Annotated in this window: 24 protein-coding genes; all 24 read right to left on the reverse strand. The window is 41.8% G+C overall.

From position 1 onward, the window contains the following. On the reverse strand, positions 1 to 3,859 hold a 3,859-nt coding region (locus ABT997_RS00295; protein WP_350018482.1), incomplete at its 3' end, for a CshA/CshB family fibrillar adhesin-related protein. A 237-nt stretch (positions 3,860 to 4,096) separates the two neighbouring features. After that, positions 4,097 to 4,936, reverse strand: a complete 840-nt coding sequence (locus ABT997_RS00300; protein WP_350018483.1) for a thymidylate synthase — start codon at positions 4,934 to 4,936, stop codon at positions 4,097 to 4,099. Between the two features lie 94 nt (positions 4,937 to 5,030). Then, positions 5,031 to 5,990, reverse strand: a complete 960-nt coding sequence (locus ABT997_RS00305) for an ROK family glucokinase (protein WP_048716086.1) — start codon at positions 5,988 to 5,990, stop codon at positions 5,031 to 5,033. Between the two features lie 135 nt (positions 5,991 to 6,125). Further along, complete coding sequence (locus ABT997_RS00310; RefSeq protein ID WP_223363723.1) at positions 6,126 to 6,656, reverse strand: DUF308 domain-containing protein; 531 nt, start codon at positions 6,654 to 6,656, stop codon at positions 6,126 to 6,128. Positions 6,657 to 6,666: 10 nt separating this feature from the next. Beyond that, the gene (locus ABT997_RS00315; RefSeq protein WP_350018484.1) at positions 6,667 to 8,538 is read right to left on the reverse strand and encodes an ABC-F family ATP-binding cassette domain-containing protein; all 1,872 of its coding nucleotides are present in this window, start codon (positions 8,536 to 8,538) and stop codon (positions 6,667 to 6,669) included. After that, the gene (locus tag ABT997_RS00320) at positions 8,535 to 9,755 is read right to left on the reverse strand and encodes a CCA tRNA nucleotidyltransferase (protein ID WP_350018485.1); all 1,221 of its coding nucleotides are present in this window, start codon (positions 9,753 to 9,755) and stop codon (positions 8,535 to 8,537) included. The genes ABT997_RS00315 and ABT997_RS00320 overlap by 4 nt, the downstream gene beginning before the upstream one ends. Then, on the reverse strand, positions 9,752 to 10,519 hold the full coding sequence (dapB, locus tag ABT997_RS00325; RefSeq protein WP_154852992.1) for a 4-hydroxy-tetrahydrodipicolinate reductase: 768 nt from the start codon (positions 10,517 to 10,519) through the stop codon (positions 9,752 to 9,754). The genes ABT997_RS00320 and dapB overlap by 4 nt, the downstream gene beginning before the upstream one ends. Positions 10,520 to 10,528: 9 nt before the next feature. Then, positions 10,529 to 11,377: a DegV family protein gene (locus ABT997_RS00330; protein WP_154852995.1), complete on the reverse strand. Its 849-nt coding sequence runs from the start codon at positions 11,375 to 11,377 to the stop codon at positions 10,529 to 10,531. A gap of 3 nt (positions 11,378 to 11,380) precedes the next feature. After that, complete coding sequence (locus ABT997_RS00335; protein WP_006596301.1) at positions 11,381 to 11,755, reverse strand: DUF1149 family protein; 375 nt, start codon at positions 11,753 to 11,755, stop codon at positions 11,381 to 11,383. A gap of 297 nt (positions 11,756 to 12,052) precedes the next feature. Beyond that, complete coding sequence (locus tag ABT997_RS00340) at positions 12,053 to 14,023, reverse strand: PTS fructose transporter subunit IIABC (protein WP_154852998.1); 1,971 nt, start codon at positions 14,021 to 14,023, stop codon at positions 12,053 to 12,055. Next, the gene (pfkB, locus tag ABT997_RS00345; RefSeq protein ID WP_154853000.1) at positions 14,020 to 14,931 is read right to left on the reverse strand and encodes a 1-phosphofructokinase; all 912 of its coding nucleotides are present in this window, start codon (positions 14,929 to 14,931) and stop codon (positions 14,020 to 14,022) included. The genes ABT997_RS00340 and pfkB overlap by 4 nt, the downstream gene beginning before the upstream one ends. Beyond that, positions 14,928 to 15,671 (reverse strand): DeoR/GlpR family DNA-binding transcription regulator, encoded by a 744-nt coding sequence (locus ABT997_RS00350; protein ID WP_006596298.1) that lies wholly within the window; start codon positions 15,669 to 15,671, stop codon positions 14,928 to 14,930. The genes pfkB and ABT997_RS00350 overlap by 4 nt, the downstream gene beginning before the upstream one ends. A 234-nt stretch (positions 15,672 to 15,905) precedes the next feature. Next, positions 15,906 to 18,113, reverse strand: a complete 2,208-nt coding sequence (locus ABT997_RS00355; RefSeq protein ID WP_350018486.1) for a coiled-coil domain-containing protein — start codon at positions 18,111 to 18,113, stop codon at positions 15,906 to 15,908. A 132-nt stretch (positions 18,114 to 18,245) separates the two neighbouring features. Further along, complete coding sequence (gene trmD / locus ABT997_RS00360; protein ID WP_154853006.1) at positions 18,246 to 18,962, reverse strand: tRNA (guanosine(37)-N1)-methyltransferase TrmD; 717 nt, start codon at positions 18,960 to 18,962, stop codon at positions 18,246 to 18,248. Continuing rightward, complete coding sequence (gene rimM, locus ABT997_RS00365; protein ID WP_023023341.1) at positions 18,952 to 19,470, reverse strand: ribosome maturation factor RimM; 519 nt, start codon at positions 19,468 to 19,470, stop codon at positions 18,952 to 18,954. Before rimM ends, trmD begins: the two co-directional genes overlap by 11 nt. Before the next feature lie 36 nt (positions 19,471 to 19,506). Beyond that, positions 19,507 to 20,289, reverse strand: a complete 783-nt coding sequence (locus ABT997_RS00370) for an alpha/beta fold hydrolase (protein ID WP_350018487.1) — start codon at positions 20,287 to 20,289, stop codon at positions 19,507 to 19,509. A 75-nt stretch (positions 20,290 to 20,364) separates the two neighbouring features. Beyond that, complete coding sequence (locus ABT997_RS00375) at positions 20,365 to 20,697, reverse strand: MazG nucleotide pyrophosphohydrolase domain-containing protein (RefSeq protein WP_154853013.1); 333 nt, start codon at positions 20,695 to 20,697, stop codon at positions 20,365 to 20,367. Positions 20,698 to 20,739: 42 nt separating this feature from the next. After that, positions 20,740 to 20,979 carry an RNA-binding protein KphA gene (kphA, locus tag ABT997_RS00380; RefSeq protein WP_003001620.1) on the reverse strand — a complete coding sequence of 80 codons (240 nt, stop codon included), beginning with the start codon at positions 20,977 to 20,979 and terminating at the stop codon, positions 20,740 to 20,742. Positions 20,980 to 20,998: 19 nt separating this feature from the next. Beyond that, on the reverse strand, positions 20,999 to 21,271 hold the full coding sequence (rpsP, locus tag ABT997_RS00385; protein WP_006596292.1) for a 30S ribosomal protein S16: 273 nt from the start codon (positions 21,269 to 21,271) through the stop codon (positions 20,999 to 21,001). A 123-nt stretch (positions 21,272 to 21,394) separates the two neighbouring features. After that, the gene (locus ABT997_RS00390) at positions 21,395 to 22,144 is read right to left on the reverse strand and encodes a hypothetical protein (RefSeq protein WP_154853016.1); all 750 of its coding nucleotides are present in this window, start codon (positions 22,142 to 22,144) and stop codon (positions 21,395 to 21,397) included. A gap of 50 nt (positions 22,145 to 22,194) precedes the next feature. After that, on the reverse strand, positions 22,195 to 22,881 hold the full coding sequence (gene pynA, locus ABT997_RS00395) for a pyrimidine 5'-nucleotidase PynA (protein WP_154853019.1): 687 nt from the start codon (positions 22,879 to 22,881) through the stop codon (positions 22,195 to 22,197). After that, positions 22,881 to 23,375 carry a YkgJ family cysteine cluster protein gene (locus tag ABT997_RS00400; protein ID WP_154853022.1) on the reverse strand — a complete coding sequence of 165 codons (495 nt, stop codon included), beginning with the start codon at positions 23,373 to 23,375 and terminating at the stop codon, positions 22,881 to 22,883. The genes pynA and ABT997_RS00400 overlap by 1 nt, the downstream gene beginning before the upstream one ends. A gap of 257 nt (positions 23,376 to 23,632) precedes the next feature. Further along, positions 23,633 to 24,274: a hypothetical protein gene (locus ABT997_RS00405; RefSeq protein WP_006596288.1), complete on the reverse strand. Its 642-nt coding sequence runs from the start codon at positions 24,272 to 24,274 to the stop codon at positions 23,633 to 23,635. Between the two features lie 283 nt (positions 24,275 to 24,557). Then, on the reverse strand, positions 24,558 to 25,217 hold the full coding sequence (locus tag ABT997_RS00410; RefSeq protein ID WP_350018488.1) for a hypothetical protein: 660 nt from the start codon (positions 25,215 to 25,217) through the stop codon (positions 24,558 to 24,560). Positions 25,218 to 25,238: the final 21 nt, after the last annotated feature.

Genomic DNA, 25,238 nt, shown 5'->3' on the forward strand with positions numbered 1-25,238 from the left:
CTGGTACAAATGTAACAGTACCGTCTGGAGCTACTGTGTATGTACCAACACCTTCAACGGTCTTAGTTGTTGAACCGTCATCGAATGTTGCTGGAACATCTTCGTTGATTTCAACAGTCTTTTCAACGCCATCAACCGTTACAGTTCCACCCTTAAATTCAGGTTTACCTGTTTGAGTAGCACCTTGGATGTCTTTTGTTTCAGCTGGTGTTGCAGTTGGTGTTACTGGAACAATCTCTGGAGTGTAAGTTGTATCAACCTTGATTCCGTTTGAGCTTTCAGCTTGAACCTTAACAGGCGTTACTTTACCTGTGTAAGACTTATCAGTTGGTGTGAAGGTTACAGTTCCAGTTGCTGGGTCGATCGTGAATGTACCGATTGGTGTTGTTCCATCTTCCGCGTAAGCTGTTGTAGTTGAAACTTCGTTACCATCTTTATCCAAAAGTTTGTAGCTGTTATCTTTAATAGTGATTTCTTTGTCTTCACCATTTACAGAAACAGTTGTACCCGCAAAGGTTGGTTTACCTGTTTGAGTAGCACCTTGGATATCTTTAGATGTAGCTGGATCTGCTGTTGGCACAGCTGCTTTTACAGTAGGTGTGTAGCTTGCATCAGAAGTGATAGTTGCAGTTTTACCATTAGCATTTGTAACAGTCGCAGTTGCTTGGACTTTAACACCTTTAGCAGTTCCGACAAAGTCTTTCTCAGGAGTGAAGGTTACCGCACCTGTAGTAGGATCAATTGAATATGTTCCTTCACCTTCTACTGTCACAGTAGTTTCATCAGTAGGTTGACCAGTTGCTGGATCTACCAATTTCTTACTTGTGATTTTCGCAGTCTTGTCGTTGCTCAACTCAAATGTAGGAGTTTGAGTTTGTGGAACATTTTGGATATCCTCAGAAACCTTGTCTGTTGGAGTGATGGCAATTGGAGTTACAGTTGGAGTGTACTTAGCTGTAGCTGTCTTGATGTATTCCGCTTGAACCTTACCGTCTTTATTGCGACCAACTGGCGCTGACAATGTAACTTCCACACCTTTTGCAGTACCAGTGAAGCTAGGATCTGGAGTAAAGGTTACTTCGCCCGTTGTAGGATTGATCGTATATGTTCCTTCTCCATCTACTGTTACAGATGGTGCATCAGTAGAAAGTCCTGTTGCTGGATCTACTAACTTAGCAGGGTATTCTGCACTTGGAGTGACCGAAATCTTATCTCCATTTGCGTTAGTTTCAGTTGTGTTAAAGGTTGGTGTTTCTTTTTGAGTTGCACCTTGAACATCAGTCGATGTCTTGTCAACAGCTTCAATATCAATAGGAGTAACTGTTGGGATGTAAAGACCATCCATGGTATTCAATTGACCATCAATGTTTGGTTCTTGGTCTGGGAATTTTGTTGACCAACCAGTATCATAGCCATTATTATCTGAACGACGGATAGAAATACCATCTGCAGTTCCAAGGAAGTTATCTTCTGGGATAAACTCAACATCTACGTCTTTACCGTTGGCAGTTATCTTGTATTTCCCTTGACCTGGAACTACGTAATAACCATCCGCATCAAGGGTTGCACGATTGCCATCTTTATCAACGATGTATGGTTCTACAGTTTCGTCGATAACTGCCTGAGAGTTACGTTGATACTTGTGTTCTCCTCGTGCTGTAAAGGCTACAGTTGCTGTTTGTTTGGCACCTTGAGGGCCAGAAGTTTCCTTGAATTCCCCTTTTGGTGGGTGGGTGATTTGAGTCTTGAAGTCTTCCACTTCCCCTGAGAAAGCCATACCCGTTGGGCTTTCAATCTCAGTTGCTTTCTTAGCAATCCGGACACGAGCACCTAATTCGTTGATACTTGGATCAATAAAAGTCTTACTGTTTGCGAAGGTCAACTCAACAGTGCCATCTTGTGTGATTGTAGCGAGATTTGAGCGTTCATCCTCATCGAATTTACCATTTTGGTTAAAGTCTACCCAACCATAGATATTTGCTTCTGAAGCTCCATCCAAATGGGCTTGAACTGACATTTTGTAGTTCCCTGGGCGTGTACGATCCATCTTGATCATCTCATTGGTTGTCCCTTTGAGTTCATCTGGAAGTAATTGGTCAATTCCTTCATCGGCCGTAGTTGCCTTATCATCACCGAACCAGTCAAGAGTCGTGTTTTCATCCATATCAGGACTCACGTTACCAAGATACGGTTGATTTACTTTAGCTCCAGTAACACCGTCAACAGTTGCAATGGTATGGACTGCTTTACCATATGACTCAGGAGCATCCCCTTCATCAAGTGGGAAGAACCCTAGCATAGCAGACTGTTTACCACCCGAAGCGATGTAAAGTCCCACTTCAGATGCTCCACGCGTCATAACAAGGGGAACAGAGGAAACGCCTGCAGAAATATTTGGCCCAAAGACACCAGTCCCAAGACCACCAGTTACTTGGTCAGGGTTTCCAAAATACTTCCAAGCGACTGGTTTCTTATCTGGGCCAACTAAAGTAGACCCGCGAAGTTGGTTAAGGTTAATTCCGTAGAATGATTTACCATTAATAGTAGTAGTAGGGTTAGGGCCAAAAAGATTATCCGTATCTTGTATCATGTACGGTACACTATCTCTTTTATAATCTTTTTTCCATTCTCCAAGATGTTGCCAACCTTCTCCGTTGGTAGTGAACATAACAAATTCACCAGGGTTGGCAGACTCTCCATCAGCCATAACAATAGCTGGCTTAACTGTCTTACCACGGAAGGTTGCAGAGATTTCAAACTGAACTCCGATATTTCCACCATTTATCGCTGAAGCAATGGTTGTCTTCTTGGCTTTGGTATCAATTCCTTCATGTCTAATTTCGGTATAACCATTTTGAGGCTCTGCGGTAATCATGGCCTCATCACCGTTATTGAAATGTAACTTAGAAGTAGGTGAACTTGAATTATTGACAAAACCGTTTCGAGCATTTGGATCATAGGTTGCTTTTTCTGCGTCAGTAGCTCCTTGGCTTTCTAGTCGCTTCTTATAGATTTCTGTTGCTTGGAAGGGTTTCAAAGACTTAACTTTGATGGTTACCACATATCCAGGCATGATTTCCTTAGTATAGGTAGCCCCAACTTGAAGAGCCATTTTCTCTTGTAAGTTTTCAGTTGGTTTAGTTTCGGCGGCAGGTACTAATGTCGTAGTGGTTCCTGTCCAGTTGGCTACATCTCCAAAGTCCAACCATGTAATCTGGCTAGTCAAAGATTTTGCGTCAAGGTCTGTTGTATATCCTGGTTTTTCAACCTTTGGAGTTGATGTTGCGTCTTCAACGTCATCCCCAATCAAACTTGGATCATTTGCGTCACCGAGAGCACGACGAGTACGGCGTTTGCCAGAAGTTTCTGCTGTTACAGCAGGAGTTTCAGTAGCTGGAGCTGCGACACCTGCAGCCACTTCTTCTTTCTTATCTGTTGCAGCTGCTTCAGTTGCCTTGTTGTTAGGGTTTGTTGAAGCTTCTGTTGCTGCAGGAGTTGCTACAGCCGCTTTATCTTCAGTAGTAGCTGCAGTTGTTGGTTCAGTAGTTGTTGCTGGTGCAACACCTGCTGCAGTTACTGGTGCTTCAGCTTTATAAGTTGTAGCTGAAGTTGGAGCTTCACTTGTTGTAGCGGGTGCTTCAGTTGTCGTAGAAGCAGCAGCTTCTGTTGTTGTAGCAGGTTGAGCCCCTTCTTCTGTAGCCTTTGCAACAGTTGCTGGGTTCTCTGCGTTTTCTTCGGCTGCAACGCTAGACGCTGTACCAACCATAACGAGTGTTCCTAAAAGGACAGAGCAAACTCCGACATTCAATTTACGAATCGAAAATCTGCTAATGCGATCATTAAATAAATCTTTGCCCATATTTTCCTCCATAATTTTTTACAATTAATAAGCTAATTTATTGGCCTATATTTTAAACCTTATATATTCTATCAAATTAGTTAAAAATATCAAAGTGAAATGACTCAAAAAACTAATCATTTTTAAAATTTTTGATGATATTACTAATCATTAAATTTAAATAATAGGAAGTATGGTTCATTTTTATGAAAAACCTAAACTTTCTTCCTATCTAAATAGTGATTATTTGTTTAAAGCCTAAATAGCCAAATCAAACTTCAATTGAGGTTTGACTGGATCATAATCTTCCAAAACAAAGTCCTCGGCTTTAATCTCAAAGAAATTGGTGCCATCTGGTACATTCAATACCAAACGAGGCTGGCAATCAGATGGCTCGCGCCGAAGTAATTCTTCTGCCTGTTCGAATTGGTTATCATAGATGTGGAGGTTGTTAATAAAGTAAAAGAACTTGCCAACCTTCCAGCCAAAGTGCTTGGCAATCATCATTTGAAGAGCCACGTATTGCATGGCATTGATATGGTGAGCCACCAACATATCGTTGGAACGTTGGGTCAAGGTCGCATCCAGATAGATTTCCCCATCTATACGGCGCACATCAAACATGGTTTGAAAAGCACAAGGTAAGAGTCCTTCGCTCTCCTCAAAGGCTTGGTAGTCCCATAGAGAAATGATATTACGACGATTCCAGGGATTGGCTTCCAGCTGTTTGAGAATTTTGTTGATGATGTCGTGCTTTTTAACGACCGCACCATAACGCTCTCCAATCGTTCCCGTATCCCCAACTTCCCAGTCATTCCAATAATGAACTTGGTACTTGTTATTTAGGAGTTCCAGACTATTGGACTGGTCCTGGTAGATCCAGAGCATCTCCTTGATGGCTGACTTGATGGCGATAGGACGAAGGGTCGTAATAGGGAACTCGCCCTTGGCCAGATCAAACTCCATAAAAGCTCCAGTGATGTACTTGGAATTGGCTGTTGTGCCATCCTTGTACTTGGGCCGAGCTTGCTCAGACCAGACGCCTTCTTCCATAATTCTTCGAATATTTTCTTTAAAAAGGATATCTGCTTTTGTCATTCAATCTCCTTAAATACTGTAATACCTACATTATAACACAGGATAAAAGAAAAGAGTTCCAAATAATTCAATTTAGAACTCTTTCTGTATGATTCTATTGTAGGACAAGTGACGCAGCTCCAATGACACCTGCATCATTTCCAAGATTAGCAAGCACCAATTGGGTTGACGTACGGACTTGTGGGAAGGTATTCTCGTCAAAGACCTTTTGAACCCCATCCAAGAGGAATTGGCCTGCTGCTGATACACCACCACCGATGACAATGTTGGCTGGGTTCAAGACACTAGCGATGTTGGCGCAAGCAATACCCAAGTATTGAGAGAAATGACGGTAGACAATCAAGGCTAACTCATCTCCATCTTTAGCAAGATCAAAGACTGTCTTAGCTGTGACTTCTTCGCCATCATCAATGAGACGTTTCAAGGTCGCATCTCCTGCGTATTCATCTGCATAACGGCGGGTCAAATTGACAATACCAGTCGCTGAAGCTACTGTTTCCAAGCAACCTTTCTTCCCACAGGTACAATCAAATGGACGATCAAAATCAACTGTGATATGGCCAAGTTCACCAGCAACACCACCTGCACCGTGCAAGAGTTTTCCTTCTGCTACGATACCGCCACCAACACCAGTTCCAAGTGTCATGAAGACGACATCCGGTTGGTTTTCACCAGCACCTTTCCAACGTTCACCAAGGGCAGCTACGTTGGCATCATTATCGATGAAGAAAGGAATTCCCAAGGCAGATTCAATATCTTTCTTGATAGGCTGTACAGTTTTCCAGTTGAGGTTGTAGGCTCCAACAACAGTTCCTTCAAAACGATCCACTGCACCAGGAGATCCCATACCGATTCCAATAAAATCTTCTGCGGATAAGTTTAACAACTCCAAGCGGTGTTTGATGGAAGCAATGATATCAGGAACGATGTGACTTCCTTCGTCAAGGATGTTGGTCTTGATAGACCACTTCTCTTGAATCTCTCCTTCTTGCGTTAAAATGGCAAATTTGACAGATGTTCCACCTAAGTCAATACCAATAATTTTTTTGGACATTTTATACTCCTTTGTTCCTATTCTCTTGACACTAGTATACCAAAATGTGAAAAGGGTTTCAATTGTTTTTCAAGAATTCTCTCAATTTCATTTGCAAAAAAAGAACCCTGTCTGCAAAAACACAGACAGATTTCTTTACTCTTCGTTATGTAGTTTTAAAAAGAGTCTCAAGGATTGAACGCCAATTATGAAAAAGAACAATCCCAAAATATGTAACAAGAAGACACTAATAGATAGAGGACTAACAATGAGAAACAATCCTGTAAACAGTTGAATCAACCCCCAAAAAGTAAACTTCTTGGATAATTCTTCAGATCGTTTGGAAAGATAGTGAGCCTTACGCAAACTCAAAGCAGACTTATATAAGAGCCAAATTCCAAGTGTAATCGGAAAGACAATCGGCAAGGTCTTATAGCCATATAACAAGAGATAGACTGCAAAGACTAGCGAAACCACACTTTGAAATAAATAGGGATCCGACAAGGTCGCTTGGGTCCGTAGACGGTAGTAACGTGATAAGCGCGAAACGGAAATCAAGAAAAAGCCCAGAGAAATCAACCAACTAAAGGTGGCAATTTTTTCGATTGGATTCACAAAGAGAATAAAACCAATGCCACAAAATAAAAATGATGACAATAACAGACTGTATTTGCTAATATGATGCATTCTTCCTCCTTTAGTTTTCTGCCAACTCACTCAAGTACTCATACCGTTCATACTTGGCTAAGAGCCGCTCGTTTTCTTCATCCATCTGACGTTGGAGACTGGCCAACTTACCGAAGTCAGAACCATTCTCATTCATCTCAGTCTCAATGGCTGCGATTTTGTTTTCAATCTCTTCAATCTCACTCTCAATGGTCGCCCACTCCTGCTTTTCTTGGTAGCTCATCCGTTTCTTTTCTTCGCGGATTTTGACCACCTTTTCTTTTTCAGGTTTGCTACTTTCGGCAACCATTTCTAGCTCAAACTTTTTCTCATCTAAGTAATCCGTATAATTTCCAAAAAACTCACGAATGACACCATTTTCAAAAGCTAGAATCTTAGAAGCAACCTTGTCTAGGAAATAACGGTCGTGACTAACCGTGATGACCGGACCGCCGAATCCTTGTAGGAAGTTCTCTAACACTGTCAAGGTCGCGATATCCAAATCATTGGTTGGCTCGTCTAAGAGCAAGACATTTGGTTTTTCGATGAGAAGTTTCAAGAGATAAAGACGCTTCTTCTCCCCACCAGAAAGTTTCTCAATCAAGGTGCCATGGGTCGAACGCGGAAAGAGAAATTGTTCCAGCAGCTCCGCAATCGATGTAGATCCCGCACTAGTCCTGACTTCTTCTGCTACTTCTTGTAGGAAGTTAATCATCCGCTTACTTTCATCTAAACCTTCGATCTGCTGCGAGAAGTAAGCAATTCGCACCGTTTCTCCGATAACGACCTTTCCAGCAGTCGGTTGGAATTTCCCGGCAATCAGATTGAGCAGAGTTGATTTCCCAACACCATTATCACCCACAATTCCAATCCGATCCTTGTTTTGAACCAATAGGTTAAACTGCTGCAGAATCGGCCCTTGGTCATAAGCGAAATCGACATCTTGAAATTCAATGACTTTCTTACCGATCCGACTGGTTTCAAAGGACATTTCCAAATCTGTTTCTGTCGTCTGGTGAGATAAATCCTTCTTGAGGTCGTGGAAACGATTGATCCGCGCCTGTTGCTTGGTAGCACGCGCCTGCGGTTGCCGACGCATCCAGGTCAACTCTTGCTTATAGAGCTGCTGCTTCTTGTGAAGAAGAGCCGCATCTCGTTCGTCCTGCTCAGCTTTCAAGCGGACATAATCCTGGTAGTTCCCTTGGTATTCAACTAATCCAGCACGATCCAATTCGAAAATACGAGTTGAAATATTATCCAAGAAATAACGGTCATGGGTGATGAAAAGAACGGTTTTCTTAGAGTTCTTTAAAAAATTGGTCAACCATTCGATGGTATCAATATCCAAATGGTTGGTCGGCTCATCTAACAGCAACAAATCATGGTCTCCCAGGAGAACCTGTGCCAGCTGGACACGACGACGCAAGCCACCCGATAAACTACCAACCCTAGCAGATAGATCCTGAATGCCCAGTTTGGTCAGGACTGTTTTGACCTGGCTTTCGATTTCCCATGCATTGAGAGAATCCATCTCCGCCATGACTTTTTCCAGTTTCACTTGCTGACTTTCATCGTACTGGCTCGTCAACAGTTCATACTGACGAATCAATTGGAGTTCTTTCACATCTTCTGACAACACTGTATCGAGGACCGTCTTGCTATCATCAAATTGAGGTTCTTGGGTCAGATAACCAATCTTATAATCATTCTTTGCAGAAAAAGGAGAACGATCTCCGTCATAGCCTGAACGACCAGACAAAACATCTAAGAGAGTTGTTTTCCCTGTCCCATTGACCCCGATTAGTCCAATCCGGTCCAGCTCATGAATGATAAAAGAAATCTCTTTAAAGACCGTCTTATCCCCGACGGACTTGGTTAGTTTTTCAACAATAAAATCGCTCATACTTCCCCCTTCTTGGCTTCAAGATAGCGACTCAAAAAATCTCCAATGGCTTGTTTGTCGTTCTCTAATTCGCCATCTACAATGGCCCATTCAATGGCAGATAGCACTTGTCCTAGACTTGGACCTGGTTTTAAGTCGTATTCCTTCATCAGCATCCCACCATTGACTACAATTTCGTGCTTATCATGAATAGCTAGACTATCATACAATTCTTCGATGACTTGGAAATCTACGGGCAAGCCATGAGCCTGACGTAGTTCTTCCGCTGACAAGAGGAGATTGCGATCGTAACGATACACATCCCGGCGATTTAAGCTGGCCTTTTCACGTAAGCGGTAGATTTCAACCAGCTGTTCTACCTTCTTAGCAAAGTCTCGTGACGTTTTCCATTTCTTGAAAAAAGCAGCAACCTTATTCTCATCTAAGGTTAAGAGTAAGGCAGCCCAAGCTTGTTCTGAACTCGTGAAGGTATAGTCCATCTTCAGTTGGAAAAGTTTCTCTAGTGACAATTGGCTATTTTGTAAGAGAGGTAGATACTGATAGCTCTGGCTAGCAATCACACCCTCCAAGCCCTTGCGCCAAAAAGGAGCTAAGAGGAGCTTATCCAATTCAATAAAGATACGCTCGACAGAGATTTTCTCCAGCAAGGGGGCGCAATCTGCCATGGCCTTAAAGGTCTCTTCTTCTAGATCAAACCCAAGACTGGCCTGAAAGCGAAAACCACGCATGATCCGAAGGGCATCTTCGTTAAAACGTTCTGTCGCTATACCTACAGCTCGTAAAACCCGATTCTCCAAATCTTCTAGTCCGTTGAAGAGGTCAATAATTTCCCCTTCCTCACTCAACGCAAAGGCATTGACTGTAAAATCGCGACGTTTAAGATCTTCCTCCAAGGAACGGACAAAATTAACCGCACTTGGTCTTCGAAAATCGACGTAGACATCCTCTGTCCGAAAGGTTGTAATTTCATATTCTTGATGATTTTCAAGAACCAAAACCGTCCCGTGTTCAATCCCGACATCAATGGTTCGCTCAAAAATAGCCTTGGTCTCTTCTGGGTAAGAGGAGGAAGCGATATCGACATCGTGGATGGGACGACCTAAAATGGCGTCTCTCACAGAGCCACCGACAAAATAGGCTTCATAACCAGCTCTACGAATCTTTTCTAATATTGTCAAAGCCTCCTGAAATTCAGAAGGCAGTTTTTTTAATCTCATAATAGATGTTCTAAACCATAGACAAGCTCATGACGCTTGACTACTTCTTTTACTCCTAGATTGACCCCTGTCATGAAGGACACCCGATCGTAAGAATCGTGGCGTAAGGTCAATCCTTCTCCTTGACTACCGAAAATCACTTCTTGATGGGCTACCAGACCAGGCAAGCGAACCGAATGAATATGCATGCCTTGGTAGTTGGCACCGCGTGCACCTGGAAGGCTTTCTTCTTCATCTGGCGCTCCCTGCTCTTGTGGTTGACGAACCTGACTGATTAGCTCAGCTGTCTTCACAGCAGTCCCACTCGGTGCATCCTTCTTCTTATCGTGGTGCAACTCGATAATCTCTACATTTGGAAAGTACTTGGCTGCTTGCGCTGCAAATTGCATGAGCAATACTGCTCCAATGGCAAAGTTTGGCGCAATGAGACCTCCAAGATTCTTCTCACGAGACAATTCAATCAAGTCAGTGATTTCTTCCGTTGTAAACCCTGTTGTCCCAACTACAGGTGCTAGTCCATGCTCCAAAGCAAAGCGGGTATGTTCATAAGCTACTTTAGGAATGGTGAAGTCAATCCACACATCCGCATCAAGGGACAAAATCCCTTCCTTGGTGGTAAAGATTGGAACACCTGCTAGTTCTTTTTCAGACGCATGGGGATCAATCAAGCCGACTAATTCTAGCTCAGGATCCTCTAACACCATGTGATAAGCCGCTTGGCCCATTCGCCCTTTAAAACCAGCAATCACTACTTTAATCGGCATGTTTTCTCCTTATACTTTCGGTACAAAACTAATAGCAACGCTGTGATTTCCTAAGTGTGTACCAATGACACTGCCAAAAGTCGCAAATGGAATCTCACCAGCAAAACCGTCTTGATGAAGAATATCGCGAAGTGTTTCTGCTTTATCCAGAGCATTTCCGTGAATGATAATGATCTGATAGTCTTTATCCGCAGTTCCTTCTTTGACAATCTCGGCTAAACGTTTGATCGCTTTTTTCTCAGTACGAACTTTCTCATACACTTCAATCACGCCTTCCTCGTTAAAATAGAGGATGGGCTTGATGCTGAGAAGATTCCCAAGGATTGCAGCTCCATTAGAAAGACGGCCCCCTTTGACCAAATGATTGAGATCATCCACCATAATATAGGCAGAAGTCCCATCGATTTGTATCTGAATATTGGCCAGGATTTCATCGAATGATCGACCTTCATCTGCCCATTTGATAGCTTCTTCGGCCATCCACCCAAGTGGGGCACTAGTAATCTTAGAATCTGGAAAAGCAATAGTTAGATTCGGAAACTCTTCCTTCAAATACTGAATATTCTGATAAAATCCAGAAATGCCAGAAGAAAGGAAAATCCCTAAAACATGTGTATAGCCTTTAGCTTCTAGTTGCGGTAAGAGTTCTTCTAATTCCGCGATACTAGGTTGGCTAGTTTTCGGAAGTTCAGACGAAGCTTCCATCTTTTGATAAAACTCTTTTGCTGTCAGGTTTTTACCTTCTACGTAAGATACTCCATCAATGACAACTGGAATATCTAGGACAAATAAATTATCGTGTCCTCTTGATTCATCTGATAGATAGGCAGACGAATCTGTGATGACTGCTAATTTCATGCATTAAAACTCCAAATTGATTCCTGGTAAATCAAGGGCGATTTCAGTAACTTCATAGGTCAGACGGTTCAGCATATTCAAGCAAGGACGGGCTAGTTCTTCTACTTCTTCCTTGCTGAATTCGCTTGGCTCACTGACTAAACGATTGTGAATGTGGTTGATTTGGGTAATGGTCCCGCTGATGACAAAGCCATCAAAGACAATCATATAAGTCAAAATAACGATTAAAGAGGTTGTCTTTAACTCTGTATCACGTTGAATCAATTGAAAGTTGACGTCTACTTTTGTCTCGGGAGTTCCATTTTCTTTTTCCCATTCAAAGTTACGAGCATCATAATGATACTGGCTGACAAATTCTTTTTCACGTTGGATATCCATACTTGTTCTCCTAAAAATAAGCGTTATGAAAATTATACCACAAATTAAATCAAGATTCTATTGCAGAACTATGTCTTTTCACTCTGTTTTCTATCACAGAAAGAAGAAAAGAGAGTGGGACAGAAAGCGGTAATTCGTTAGAATTCGATTTCGTCGTCCCACCTCCGCACAGTTGAGTAGGGCTGTAAAAGCTGATGAAATCAGCGTAGTAGAGCCCACTCAACCACTGCGTCTTGCTCTACAATCAAAAGACAATTGAAAGGCTAGGACTTTTGTCCCAGCCTCTGTTAGATATGATTAATTTTTAGGTTTGCGAAGCAATCCGAACAAGATACCACTTACGACTGCACCGATCAATACAAACAAGATGTAAAGAAGCGGATTTGATGTAAGGGCGATAACGAAGATTCCTCCGTGAGGAGCCATGAGTTTCAATCCTGCAAGACCAACAAGGGCACCTGTCAATGCTGAACCAGCGATGAAGCTTGGGATGGCACGAGCTGGGTCAGCCGCACCGAATGGAATGGCACCTTCTGTGATGAAGGAAAGACCCATGATAATGTTTGTCAAACCTGAGTTGCGCTCTTCTTCTGTAAATTTGTCTTTGAACAAGACAGATGCTACAAAGACTGCCAATGGAGGAACCATACCAGCTGCCATAACGGCCGCCATAACGGTTGAACCACCACTAGTAAGAGCTGAAGCTGTCAACGTACTTGTACCAAATACATAAGCTGCTTTGTTGACTGGTCCACCCATATCGACAGCCATCATACCACCAACAAGGAGACCAAGAAGAACTGCAGAGCTACCTGACAAGCTAGTCAAGAAGTTGTTCAAAGAGGTATTGATCGCTGACATTGGAATATTAATAAGGAACATCAAGAATCCTGTCAAACCAACACCAAGTAATGGCAAGAGAAGGATCGAGCGGATACCTTCGAGTGAACGTGGAAGACCTGCAAGGGCTTTGCGTAGGAAGAGAACGACTCCACCCGCAAGGAAACCACCTACCAAAGCTCCAAGGAAACCAGATGATACGGCGGCTGGCAATTCACCTTTAGCAGCACCGAAAGCGATGTTACCAAATGCTGAACCTGAGCTCGCAATGGAACCAGCAACGAAACCTGCTACAAAACCAGGTTTTTCAGCGATGGAGAATCCGATGTACCCTGCAAGTACAGGAAGCATGAAGCTAAAGGCTGCACCACCGATTGTTTTAAATTGAGCTGCTAATTCATGGTATGAACCAAGTTGAGACAATTGATCTTGAGGCACCCCAAGAATTTGGTCGATCAAGAAGGCAAGGGCAATCAAGATACCACCACCGATAACGAATGGAAGCATTTGAGAAACCCCACTCATCAAGTGTTTGTAGAAGGCTCCACCCAAGCTCAATTTTTCTTGGCTTGCGCTAGCTTCTGCAGCATTTTCTGCGTGGAAGACTTCTGCTTTGCCATCTAAGATGGTTTGGATCAATTCTTCGGTTTGACGGATACCAGCTGCGACTGGTTTAGAGATCAATTTTTTGCCATCGAAACGAGCTGTTTCAACTGCCTTATCAGCTGCAATGATCACTCCTTCAGCTTTGGCGATTTCTTCAGCTGTCAAGCGGTTGCCGACACCGGATGCCCCATTTGTTTCAACACGAACCGTAACACCCATTTCTTCACCTTTTTTGATGAGGGCTTCCTCTGCCATGTAAGTGTGGGCGATACCAGTTGTACATGCTGTAACCGCAACGATCAGCGGTTTGTCAGATGTTGCTGCTTCTTTTACTGCTTCTGCTTTTTTGGCTTCTTCTGCTGCAGCTACTTGCTCCTCCGCATCAAAGGCTGCGATCACTTGCTCAGGTGTGCTTGCTTGGCGCAGTTTATCCGCAAATCCTGGTTTCATCAAGTACTTAGACAATTCAGCAAGGGCTGCCAAGTGAGTGTCGTTTGCTCCTTCTGGAGCTGCGATCATGAAGAACAAATCAGTCGGTTGGCCATCCAGTGATGCGTAATCAACACCTTTGTTTGATTTTGCAAACAAGACCGTTGCTTCTTTGACTGCTTCATTTTTGCTGTGGGGCATGGCAATTCCGTCACCCAAACCAGTTGAAGTTTGTGCTTCACGGTTCATGATACCAGTTTTGAAGGTTTCAAAATCTGTCACCACACCATTATCAACGAGCGATTGGACCATCTCATTGATCACGCCCTCTTTATCTGTTGCCTGAAGATCAAACAACATCACGTTTTTATTTAAAACGTCTTGAATTTTCATAGTTTTTCTACCTCTACTTTTTCATAAGTTTCTTTAATATAGTCAGCTGTCGCTAAATCATCTGAGAAGGTGGTCGCTGTTCCACAAGCCACTCCCCATTTGAAGGCATCGATGACATCTCCTGTCGTTGCGAGCTTCCCAGTGAAGCCTGCTACCATAGAATCGCCAGCTCCGACTGAATTCTTCACTTGACCCTTGATTGGTTTTGCGAAGTAAGTGCCGCTTGGACTGACCAGAAGAGCACCATCACCCGCCATGGAAATAATGACGTTTTGTGCACCCTTTGCCAAGATTTCTTTGGCATAGCGTTCAATTTCTGGCAATTCCGTCAAGGTCACGCCAAAAATATCTCCCAACTCATGGTTGTTTGGTTTGACCAATTGCGGATTAAACTCCAAGGAATCAATCAAAGTTTGCCCTTCAAAGTCGCAAACGACTTGTGCACCTGTCGCACGAGTTGCTGCGATCAATTGTTTGTAAACGGCATTTCCAAGTGAGGATGGGGCAGATCCTGCAAAGACTACCACATCATCTGTCGTTAAGCCTGATAGGATGCTTATCAATTCTTGCAACTGAGCTTCCGTCACTTCTGGGCCATTGCCATTGATCTCCGTTTCCTCATCGGCTTTGATTTTGACGTTGATCCGGGTATCTTGGTCCACTGTCACAAAGTTGGTTGAAATGGCTTCGCTGGTCAGTACGTCTTCTATGAAGCGTCCTGTGAATCCACCGATAAATCCTGTCGCTGTGTTCTCGATATCAAGCCGCTTCAAGACACGACTAACATTGATTCCCTTACCACCGGCAAATTTATCTTCCGAAGCCATCCGATTGACCGCCCCAGTCTCTACATGATCGAGACGGACGATGTAATCAATCGCTGGATTTAATGTAACTGTATAAATCAAACCTCTATAACCTCCGTTTTTTCTTTTAATTTAGAAAGGATTTCCGTATCTGAAGCATTGGTAATGATGGTTGCTCTCTTAACCGGAGCTACCTTAACAAAAGATGTCCGTCCAAGTTTCGACGAGTCTAGAAGAATGTAAGTATTCTTTGCATTCTCTAGAATAGCCCGTTTGACAGCCCCCTCTTCAAGATCCGGTGTACTGTAGGACTCTAGGTCGACGCCATTCATCCCAATAAAAGCTCGATCGAAGCTCAACTGGCCGATTTGATTCAAGGCTATTCCTCCGATGCTAGCGTCAGTCGACGTTTTGACCATCCCGCCGATGATGACCGTCGGAATATCTCTCTCCACTAAACTCGCTGCATGGTGAATGGAATTGGTCACTACTGTAACGGTTGGATTGGCCAATTCATGAACCAATAATTCATTGGTAGTTCCCGCATCGATAAAGACAACTTCAAAATCTTTGATTAATTCTGCTGCTTTTTTTGCAATAGCAGATTTTTCCTGCACGTTTTTGATTGCTTTATCTTTATTGCTTTCTTCTTCCTGCAAGGAATGAAGACTTTCAGCCCCACCGTGAATCCGTCTCAGTTTATTCTCAGCTTCTAATTCATCCAAATCACGTCGAACCGTTGATTCTGAAGAGTTCAGCTCCTGAACCAAATCCTCGATAGAGACGATTCGCTCTTTGATGACCTTTTCTAAAATGATGTGTTTTCGTTCAGATTTTAACATATAACCTCCTTTCGGAAACGATTACAAGGACTATTATACTCTCTTATCTTTCAAAGTCAAGCACTAAATATCATTTTCTTTCATTTTCTATCAATTTCTTCAAAATCGTCCATTATTCTTTGTTATAATTTAGAATGACAGATTTAGCTAGCTTACTTATGTATTTTATGCTGTTTTAACAAGTATCTAGAATTAAGAAAAAGAGAGAGAAGAAATTTTCTCTCTCTTTAACAACTATTCTTCTTTTTTTAATCCAAGTCTTCTAAACCATCTGGATAATCCTTTTCTACTTTTGTGTTCGTCTTTTCCAGTAGCTTTCTCAAGATCATCTTCGACTTGCAAGTGTTCTTCTGATTGAGTAGAAGCCAGCAATGAAACTTGGGCCTGATCAGTTGCTCCTTCCTCTCCTGCTACTGCAGATTTGTTTCCATCCTCATTTGACTGAATTTTCTCTATCCGACTCTTGAAATCACTGGCCTCCTTTTGGTAAGCCATAAAGGTTGCAAAGGATGACTCAAATTGTACTTTTTTCTCTTCGAGTTCAGTTTTTGCGGAAGCCACCAAGGCCTGGGCATCAACTAGCAGTTCAGATGAATTGGTAAACAGTTGTAGATGACCTTTGGCTTGTGTTAATTGATTTTGAGCGATTTGAAGTTGGGCATGTGCTCCTTCAAGCTTAGATGCAGTCTCTTTCGCTGCATTCTGTAAAACTTCTAATTGCTTTTTATCTTCTTCTAATGCTAGAACAACATTTTTCAAGGCTTCTTCTTTTGGGCTAATACTACCTTGTATCCGAGCCCGTGATACTGCCAGTGAGTTTTCGGCTTCCTTGACTTCTATCGACGCAGCCTGCCATTTTTTCATCGCTGAAGCTAGGTTGCCTTGAGCACGCGCCAATAGTTGCTCATGACTTGCAAGAGAATTCTTAACATCGAATAAATGACCAGAAAGGATATTGATACGAGATTCTTGGTTAATCTTTTCGACCTTTAGGCTCTCCAATGTATTTTTTACAGCCTTCACATCTGCTTTTGTCGTCCTTGCATCGGCAACTTTTCTCATCCACTTGGTCAGTTCTTCACTGGTATAAAGGGATGCTCCTTCCTCAAAGAAAGCTACTTGAGATACTTCTAAATCTGGATTATAGGTAACTGAAATGGCCTTGTATTGATTCCCCATCATGTGGATATAGTGTCCAACCTTAGCAAATAGCTCCGGTCCTACTTTTCTGTAAATCTGTCTAGGATCTAGCTGACTTTCATCTGTCGGTAAATCATATTGATGAGCCAGTTGATGATAGAGGTCTTTTTCACTATACCATAAGGCAACAGCCTCCCTAGGCCGATAGCCCCAAGCAACATTTTTATTCTCTGGGTAACTGGACAGGCCTTGTCGATCGTTTAGATAGTATTCTGTTTGGAGGTGACCAACCAGTAATTGATAGGGATCCACCAAAAGATCCTCTAAACCTGCCTGGCGCCGATACTGATTAATGGTATCTACAATTTCTAATGCTTTTAGGACGTTATCTAATCTAGTAGCTTTTCCACCTGTCAGTTGGTCCTCTTCACGCCCACGACGGTATAGAGACAAGGCTTCGACAGCGCTTTGGTCACCAGCCGTGGCCCACTCTTGTAGCAAGGTCTCATAGCTTGCCTGTTGAAGATTGATGGGACTTAGCAATGCAGCTTCACGGACTTGTTCTAACTCTACTTCTTTTAGGGAAATTTGATGGGCTAATCGCTCAATTTTCTCCTGTGCACCAGCAATCTCACTGGAAACCTGCTTTAAGACCTGAGGCACATTAGCATGTGTTTCTTTCAGATTGGCGACTAGGGCTTGAGCCATTTTTAATTCGTTTTGCGCCTGCCCCTCTTTTAGCTGTGCGTTGGCTAATACTACTTCATCATTCTGGATGGGTTGTTTGGCTTTTCTTAATTCATTACCTGCGATATCAACGAGCAACTGTTGGGCAGCAATTTTATTCTCTTGATTTTTTATGGCAAAACGAACTTGGTGATCCGCTTCTGTTGCTTGGCGTACCTTCTCTTTTTCTAAAGTAACAACTGCTTCAGCAACCGCAACTTCATTTTCAGTTTTGCCAAGAGAGCTTTGATTGGAGTCTTGAATCCTTGTTTCAGTGATTTGCAGGTTAGCTTCCGCAGCTTCAAGACCAGACTTGGCTACATTGTATTCAGATTGAGCTTGATTCAAGCACAAACGTTGGTCTTCTACTCTTTTTTCAGCTTTTAACAACTGTTCATTTAAGATATCCATATCCATAAAACTTGTATCCATTCCAGTCACATCCGTCGATTGCTGATCAGCAGTATCCTTCTGGGCGATCTCCTCTGCTTGCGCCTTATGTCCAGCCATACCTGAAAAGAGGGTTGTCGCAGCGACACCCGTTGTAAAGACTGTTTTTCCTATTTTTTTGCCCATTGCAAACACCACCAAAACTTTTTCATATCTGTTCTCTCTCCACTTTAGAATACCACATTTTGTTACCAATAACTAGTAGGATGAGGAAGATTTTTTATTATTTTTAGGGCAAAAGAAAAACAGCAAAGGCTGTTATTCTTCTTGTTTAATTTTCTCCAATATCTTCTCTTCTTCTGCTGTCAATTCATAGTTTTCTAGTAGGTCAGGGCGACGCTCCAAGGTCTTTTTCAAACTCTGATAAAGACGCCATTGACGGATATTTTCATGGTGGCCACTCATGAGGACATCAGGAACCGTCATTCCTCGATACTCATAGGGCCGAGTGTATTGAGGATACTCTAGAAGCCCAGATGAGAAACTATCATCCTGGTGGCTAGACTCTTTTCCGATCACCTCTGGAATCAAGCGAACTGTCGCATCAATCATGGTCATGGCAGCTAGCTCACCACCGGTCAAGACATAATCGCCGAGAGAAATCTCATCTGTCACTATGGTCTTGATCCGTTCGTCGTAGCCCTCATAGTGACCGCAGATAAAGATCAATTCATCTTCTTGAGCTAATTCTTCTGCGTAACTTTGATCAAAGGTCCGACCTGCTGGATCAAGTAAGATCACGCGCGGGTTCTTTTTCTCAATGGCATCAAAGGCATCGAAAATGGGCTGAGCACGTAAGAGCATACCTTGCCCCCCACCATAGGGTTCATCGTCCACATGCCGCGCCTTCTCAGCATTTTCACGGAAATTATGGTAGTTGATCTCAAGGAGTCCCTTTTCACGCGCCTTTCCGACAATCGAATGCTCCAAAGGTGAAAACATCTCTGGAAAGAGAGTTAAAATATCAATCTTCATCGTCTAACCCTTCTAAGATGTCTACATCCACCCTATTTCCTGGGATATCAATATTGAGGACTACTGGTGGGATATAAGGCAGGAGAAGGTCACGTTTTCCTTTGCGTTTTACGACCCAGACATCATTGGCACCCGGTTGAAGAATTTCCTTGATCTGGCCGATCAGTTGGTCATTTTCGTATACATCAAGTCCAATGATCTCGTGGTAATAAAACTCACCCTCATCCAAATCCGTCAAGTCTTCTTCCGCAACCTTGAGGCTAAAACCCTTGAACTTTTCGATAGCATTGATATGGTACATATCCTTAAACTTGATGATATCAAAGTTCTTGTGCTTGCGGTGACTAGCAATGGTCACCGTTTGGACAAACTGATCCTTCTCATCAAAGAGAGCCAATTCTGCTCCTTTTTTAAAACGCTCTTCCGCAAAGTCTGTCACAGACAAGACACGCATCTCTCCTTGTAAGCCTTGGGTATTGACAATTTTCCCAACATTAAAGTAATTCATTTTATTCTTTACATTCCTCTTTTAATTAATTTATCTCTACAGTTCTCTAATAAGAGCTGCAATTTTTTCCGATTCTGACCACTGTAGATAGTGGTGGTTTCCACCTAGAATGAGTTTTGAATTAGAATTCCAATATTCTGAATCTCTGTACTCTTTTTCTCTGTACGCCTGACAAAATACGAAAACAGGAATATTATCTGCTAAGGACAAACTATCAAAATCTTCAGAAGTAATATTTACAGATATCTGAAATCCAGGAACTTGCTTTTCCAATTCTAAGCCCTTTTCTTCCATCAATTCCCAAATCAGTCTATCAGTTTCAGGTTCAAATGTTGCTTGAGTTAGTCCCTTAAAATAATTCTCCGGTCCACATTCTTCGATCATTCTCATTTGCTCTTCCATTTTTGGATAAGGATTTTTTGAAAAATCAGCAAACATTATATTTTTTGTTGTTGGTTCAATTGCTATCAAGGCTTGACACTTAATTGGTTGACTCATTAACTTTAAAGCCAAAACACCACTTAAACTATGAACACAAAGTATATAATTGGAAATTTCCAATCCTTTCAAGATTTCGTATACCGCTTCAACAAGATTATCCAAATTAATTCCTGTTTGACTATGAATCTGACTCCTACCTGTATTCGGAAAATCAATCGTAAGGTAACCTATTGAGGAAGGAAGTTTTTCAAGTATTGGTAGAAAATTTTCATAACTCGGTATCAAACCAGCACCATTTAAACAAACTAGTACTTTATTTCTCTTTTTATAAGTAACAGAGAAACAACCAATCTTTGTAGTTACTTCAAATCGGTTCATATCAAAACAACTCTTTCTAAACAACGATTCACTTAACAACCATACGTTTTATTTTATCACGTTCATAGGATTTTCTCAAATGCTCTTTTCTGCTAGAAACTGCTCTAAATCCTTCTCGTGCTGGTATTTGACAGCTGCTGTTTTATCCTTTTCAAAGATGGTTTTAGTGAGGTGGATGTCATTGATAGCTGCGATAGCGACTGTATAGTGAATGATATCAGCTAGTTCTTTGGCCAATTCTTCATTTGAGTCCTGAACCCCTTCTTTTCGTCCAGAACGCCCATTTAAGACCTCGGCCACTTCCCCAACCTCTTCGACAAGCTTGATAAACAGCCCCTCTTCTGTCCGAGTATTCTGGTAATGTTCTTTTAAATAGGCTTGCAATTGGCCAATGGTCACTTCTTTCATAACTTCTCCTTGTAACAAAAAAACGGGACAGAGTCCCGCCTTTTATTTTTCGTCAATAACGATTCTTACTTTTTTATCTTCAGTTGGGACAGAGTAGACAATCGTTCTTATCGCAGAAATCGTGCGACCTTTCCGACCGATCACTCGACCAACATCGCTAGGATCAAGGTCAAGGTGGTACTCCAAGAATTCAGGAGTATCTTCGATCTTGATGGTTAAGGCATCCGGTTGTGAAATCAAGGGTTTCACAATTGCAATAATAAGATTTTCAATCGTATCCATACATCAACCTACTTTATGATTATTTTGAGAATTTAGAATCGTGGAATTTCTTCAATACACCTTCTTTTGAAAGGATGTTGCGAACTGTATCTGAAGGTTGAGCTCCATCAGCCAACCATGCAAGAACGCGGTCTTCTTTCAAAGTTACTTGGTTTTCTTCAACAAGTGGATTGTAAGTTCCAACTGTTTCGATGAAACGTCCATCACGTGGTGAACGTGAATCTGCTACGTTGATACGGTAGTAAGGTTTTTTCTTAGATCCCATACGAGTCAAACGAATTTTAACTGCCATTTTTATAAGTCTCTTTTCTATATTTTAATTTTCGGTGAAATAGACAAGCTATTTAGCACATGATCTATTATAACACATTTTATAGACCTGTCAAGAAAAAAACTTGACACTATTAAAATTTTTTTAATCTATCTCAAAGTAATAAGATCCTTCATTTTTGGAATCCGATTCAATCACATAGTTCCCAGGAGGAAGACCGGATACATCCAAGTGCTTCCCTTCATATTCTTTGGCGAGGGAAGTCACTGTAATGGTAAAGGAAAATCCCTTAATTTGGCGGTAGGTAGCATAATCCAAGGTCAGAATCCCTCGAAGATCCGTTTCTCCTGCTTTCTCGGTAGCTTGTAAGTCTGTTGCCAATTGATTTTCGAATTCGGGATTTTGGATTGGTAACTGAAGACGAACCTCGCTTACCTCGAGGCCTTGTTGATGAAATCGCTCTTTTATCTCTTGCTTTAATTGTTGAAATCCTTGAGATTCCGTAAAGGCTCTTTCGAAGAACGGAGCTACTAACCAACTGTTGTAATGTTGAGCCAGTTCTTCAGCCGTGTCATAATTTCTCCCAATTTCTTCTTTGGATAGGAGGCTTGCATAGGGAAAGTCAAACTGAACTGTCTTTCCCTGAACTCCTTCTTGATAGCTATAAGCATATTTGGTCGAGATGCCATGGAGTTCAGCTGCTTTAAAACTTACGTCACCTTTAAATCCCGCTTCCTGATAAAAGCCAGAAATTTGCTCTTGGATTTTCTTTTCTTCTTGATTAGTAAAATAAAAGAGAAAACAAATCAAGAGAGCGACCACTGTGAAGAATGCACGAACCAGGTAGCCGACCCATTTCTTGATGTTGAATGGTATTTGTTTAAATATATTCATTTATCCATAATAACAAAAAACTAGCCCGAGAGCTAGTTTGTAATAAATCTTTACTTAAGGATATCCAATAACTCTTGATAGTCAGCAACGACATAGGTTGGCACTGCTTGACTGGTATTTTCTTTGTGATCCGGATTGTACCAGACGGTATCAATCCCTCCAGCATTGCCTCCAGCGATGTCCGCCGTCAAAGAATCCCCAATCATGAGAGCTTGTTCCTTAGCAAATCCTGGGATCAGGTTCCCAATCTTTTCGTAAAAGGCCACTTCCGGTTTTTGAGTTCCTAATTGTTCAGAGATGAAAATTTCTTTGAAATAAGGGGTGATGGCTGATTGCTTCAAACGCCCTTGCTGAATGGCAGTAACGCCGTTGGTAGCACCGTAGAGCTGGTAACCTCTTTCTACTAGCTTGGCTAACAAGTCTTCTGCTCCTGGGAAAGTCTGTCCCTGTTGACTAATGTAGTCCTGGTAGCGCAAGGCCATCTCTTCACCATCTACTTGTCTTCCAAAATGGGCAAAGGCGATGGCAAACCGGCTGTTAATCAAGTCTTTCTTGCTAATCTTCTTTTGCTCCAAATCTTTCCAGAGCCCTTGGTTCATGGGTTTGTAGTAATCCTTAAAGGCTTGAATATCTTGAACCCCCTGATCTTGGAGAAATTGTGTTAAGGCCACTTCCTCCGCTGTATCAAAGTCCAACAAGGTGTGGTCTAGGTCAAAAAGTAAAAATGTATATGTCATTACAAACGATCCTTCAATTTTTCTACAAATAAATAGGCTGCTGGGCAAGTGAGGGTATTCTTGATAGTCAGATGGTTGATCTGGTAGATTTTCTTTCGGTCTGTATGAGGAAATTCTCGACAAGCCTTAGGACGCACATCGTAGATGGAACAGAGATTATCACCACCCAAGAAAGGGCAAGGCATGGATTTAAAAACCTTATCTCCATCTTCATCGACTTGAAGAAATTCCGTCTCAAAAGCGGGAAGCTTCATCTTGAAATACTTGGCGATGCGCGTGATATCTGCTTCCTTAAAATCGGGTCCTAGGGTCTTACAGCAGTTGGCGCAGGCGGTACAATCAATTTCTTGAAAGACTTCATCGTGAATCTCTTGCGCTATTTTATCTAGATTTTTAGGGGGCTTCTTTTTCAGATTCGCCAATACCTTGCGATGCTCCTTTTGCTTTTGGAGCGCTAACTGATGGTATTTTTCTAAGTCAATTTCTTGAGTCATAAACTACTTTCTAATTGCTAAATGGATAAGAGCATTATACCATAGAGGCCGTAAAAAAGGGAGTGGGACAGAACTCCGAGAAATTTAAAGAGGTTGAAAAGGTTCCCCAAACCTTTTCAATCTTCCCACCCCCGCACAGTTGATTAGGTTATCTTTGGAGCTAAAAAGCGAACAAAGATGCCAATCAACCACTGCGTCATGTAGTTATTTCTATTAAACATTAATGACTGAATAGTTTAAGCCAAACTCTCACTTGATTAATCCGTCACGGCACCTGTTCCATCAAGGCTCCAAGTGTCTTCTACATAGGAGGTTAATTGAGCTAATGTTTTTTCATCTCCAAGACAGGCAATGTAATACAACTTCCCATCTATTTGAAAAAACCAGCAAGTAACATATCGACCCGACTTAAGAATCATGTTTAATTGGATGGCTACATTTCCTCCAACTTTGCTAGTAGATCTCCACGATTTTACTACTTTATTTATTTCGTTCAAGTCATTCTCAAATCTTTGAGCCATCACTTCATTAAAATCTTCTTCTTCGGCGACACCCGCTCTTTCTCTAGTAGTAGCGTTCAAAATAATCGCATTATCCACGCTTTTATCTGAGTATTGGATATTATCTCCACCTTCTTCATTTGTATATTTTACCCAGTCACTTGGAATATTGACATACCCTTGATCTGCTGATCCAACTCGTTTCGTTTCTGCGAAACTCTTATCATGATCTGATATTTCTTCCTTTACCTTGCTACTTGATTTTGTTGTTTCTTTTGCCACATTCGTGGAACTAGATGGTGCTGACGATTTACTAGACTCTTTCTTTGGACTAGTACAAGCAAAGAGACTGACAACAGACAAAAACGTAACTGACGCCAGTAAGAACTTATTTTTCATCTTTCTCTCCTCTATGATAGATTATATACACTAGTCTAACATCTTATACTTTATTTTAAAAGGACCAGTTTAATTTCTTACCAAAAAAAGAACTAATTCAAACTGACGAACTGTTTGAATTAGTCCCTGCTTTCTTAAGGATATACAACCCGAGAGATTCTTTGCTAACCAGGTTGTAAGAAGTTAATTGTTCCAAGAAATAGAACTTAATGACTGCGTCCAAATCTTATTCTATCATGTATTGAAAATTGGTGATAATAGAACCAACTTCCTCACGAATGCATTAGGCTTTTGGACCTTTCTCATCCAAACTCCAAGTTTCCTCAATGTATGGAATGAATTGAGCCAAGGTCTCTTTATCCCCTTCAAAAGACATCAAGTATACCTTATCATCCTTTTGGAAGACCCAAGTAATGAGGTACTGTCCAGATTTAAGGATAATATTCAGCTGCAAGGCTTCATTCCCTGATACAGTGGTCTTCGCTCCCCACATTTTCTCTACTTCTTTATTGTCATTCCAATAGTAAGCAATTCGGTTCGCAATCAACTCTGCGTTGAAGACTTCCCCTTCACCGACATTTGCTTTCTCTTTGGTATACCCATTCATAGTAACGATATTATAAGCACTTCCATCCGTAAATTGAATGCTGTCTCCACCATCTATATCTGTAAATTTAATCCACTTACTTGGGATATCGATATAGCCATAATCGGCAGAACCAACCCGTTTGGTTTCGACAGAACTCTTGGTATCATCCGATGATTTTGACTCTACCTTACTAGATGTTTTTTTGCTAGATGATTTTTTACTCTTTTTCACCACCTCAGTGGAACTAGACTCAGATGACAATGGTTTTCTAGACTCTTTTTTAGGAGTGCTACAAGCTACAAGAGCAACAGCTGACAAGACCGAAACAGTCGCAAGTAAGAACTTATTTTTCATCTTTCCTCTCCTTTGTGATGG

It is taken from the genome of Streptococcus australis (genome assembly GCF_040226615.1).
GTDB classification, from domain to species: domain Bacteria; phylum Bacillota; class Bacilli; order Lactobacillales; family Streptococcaceae; genus Streptococcus; species Streptococcus australis_E.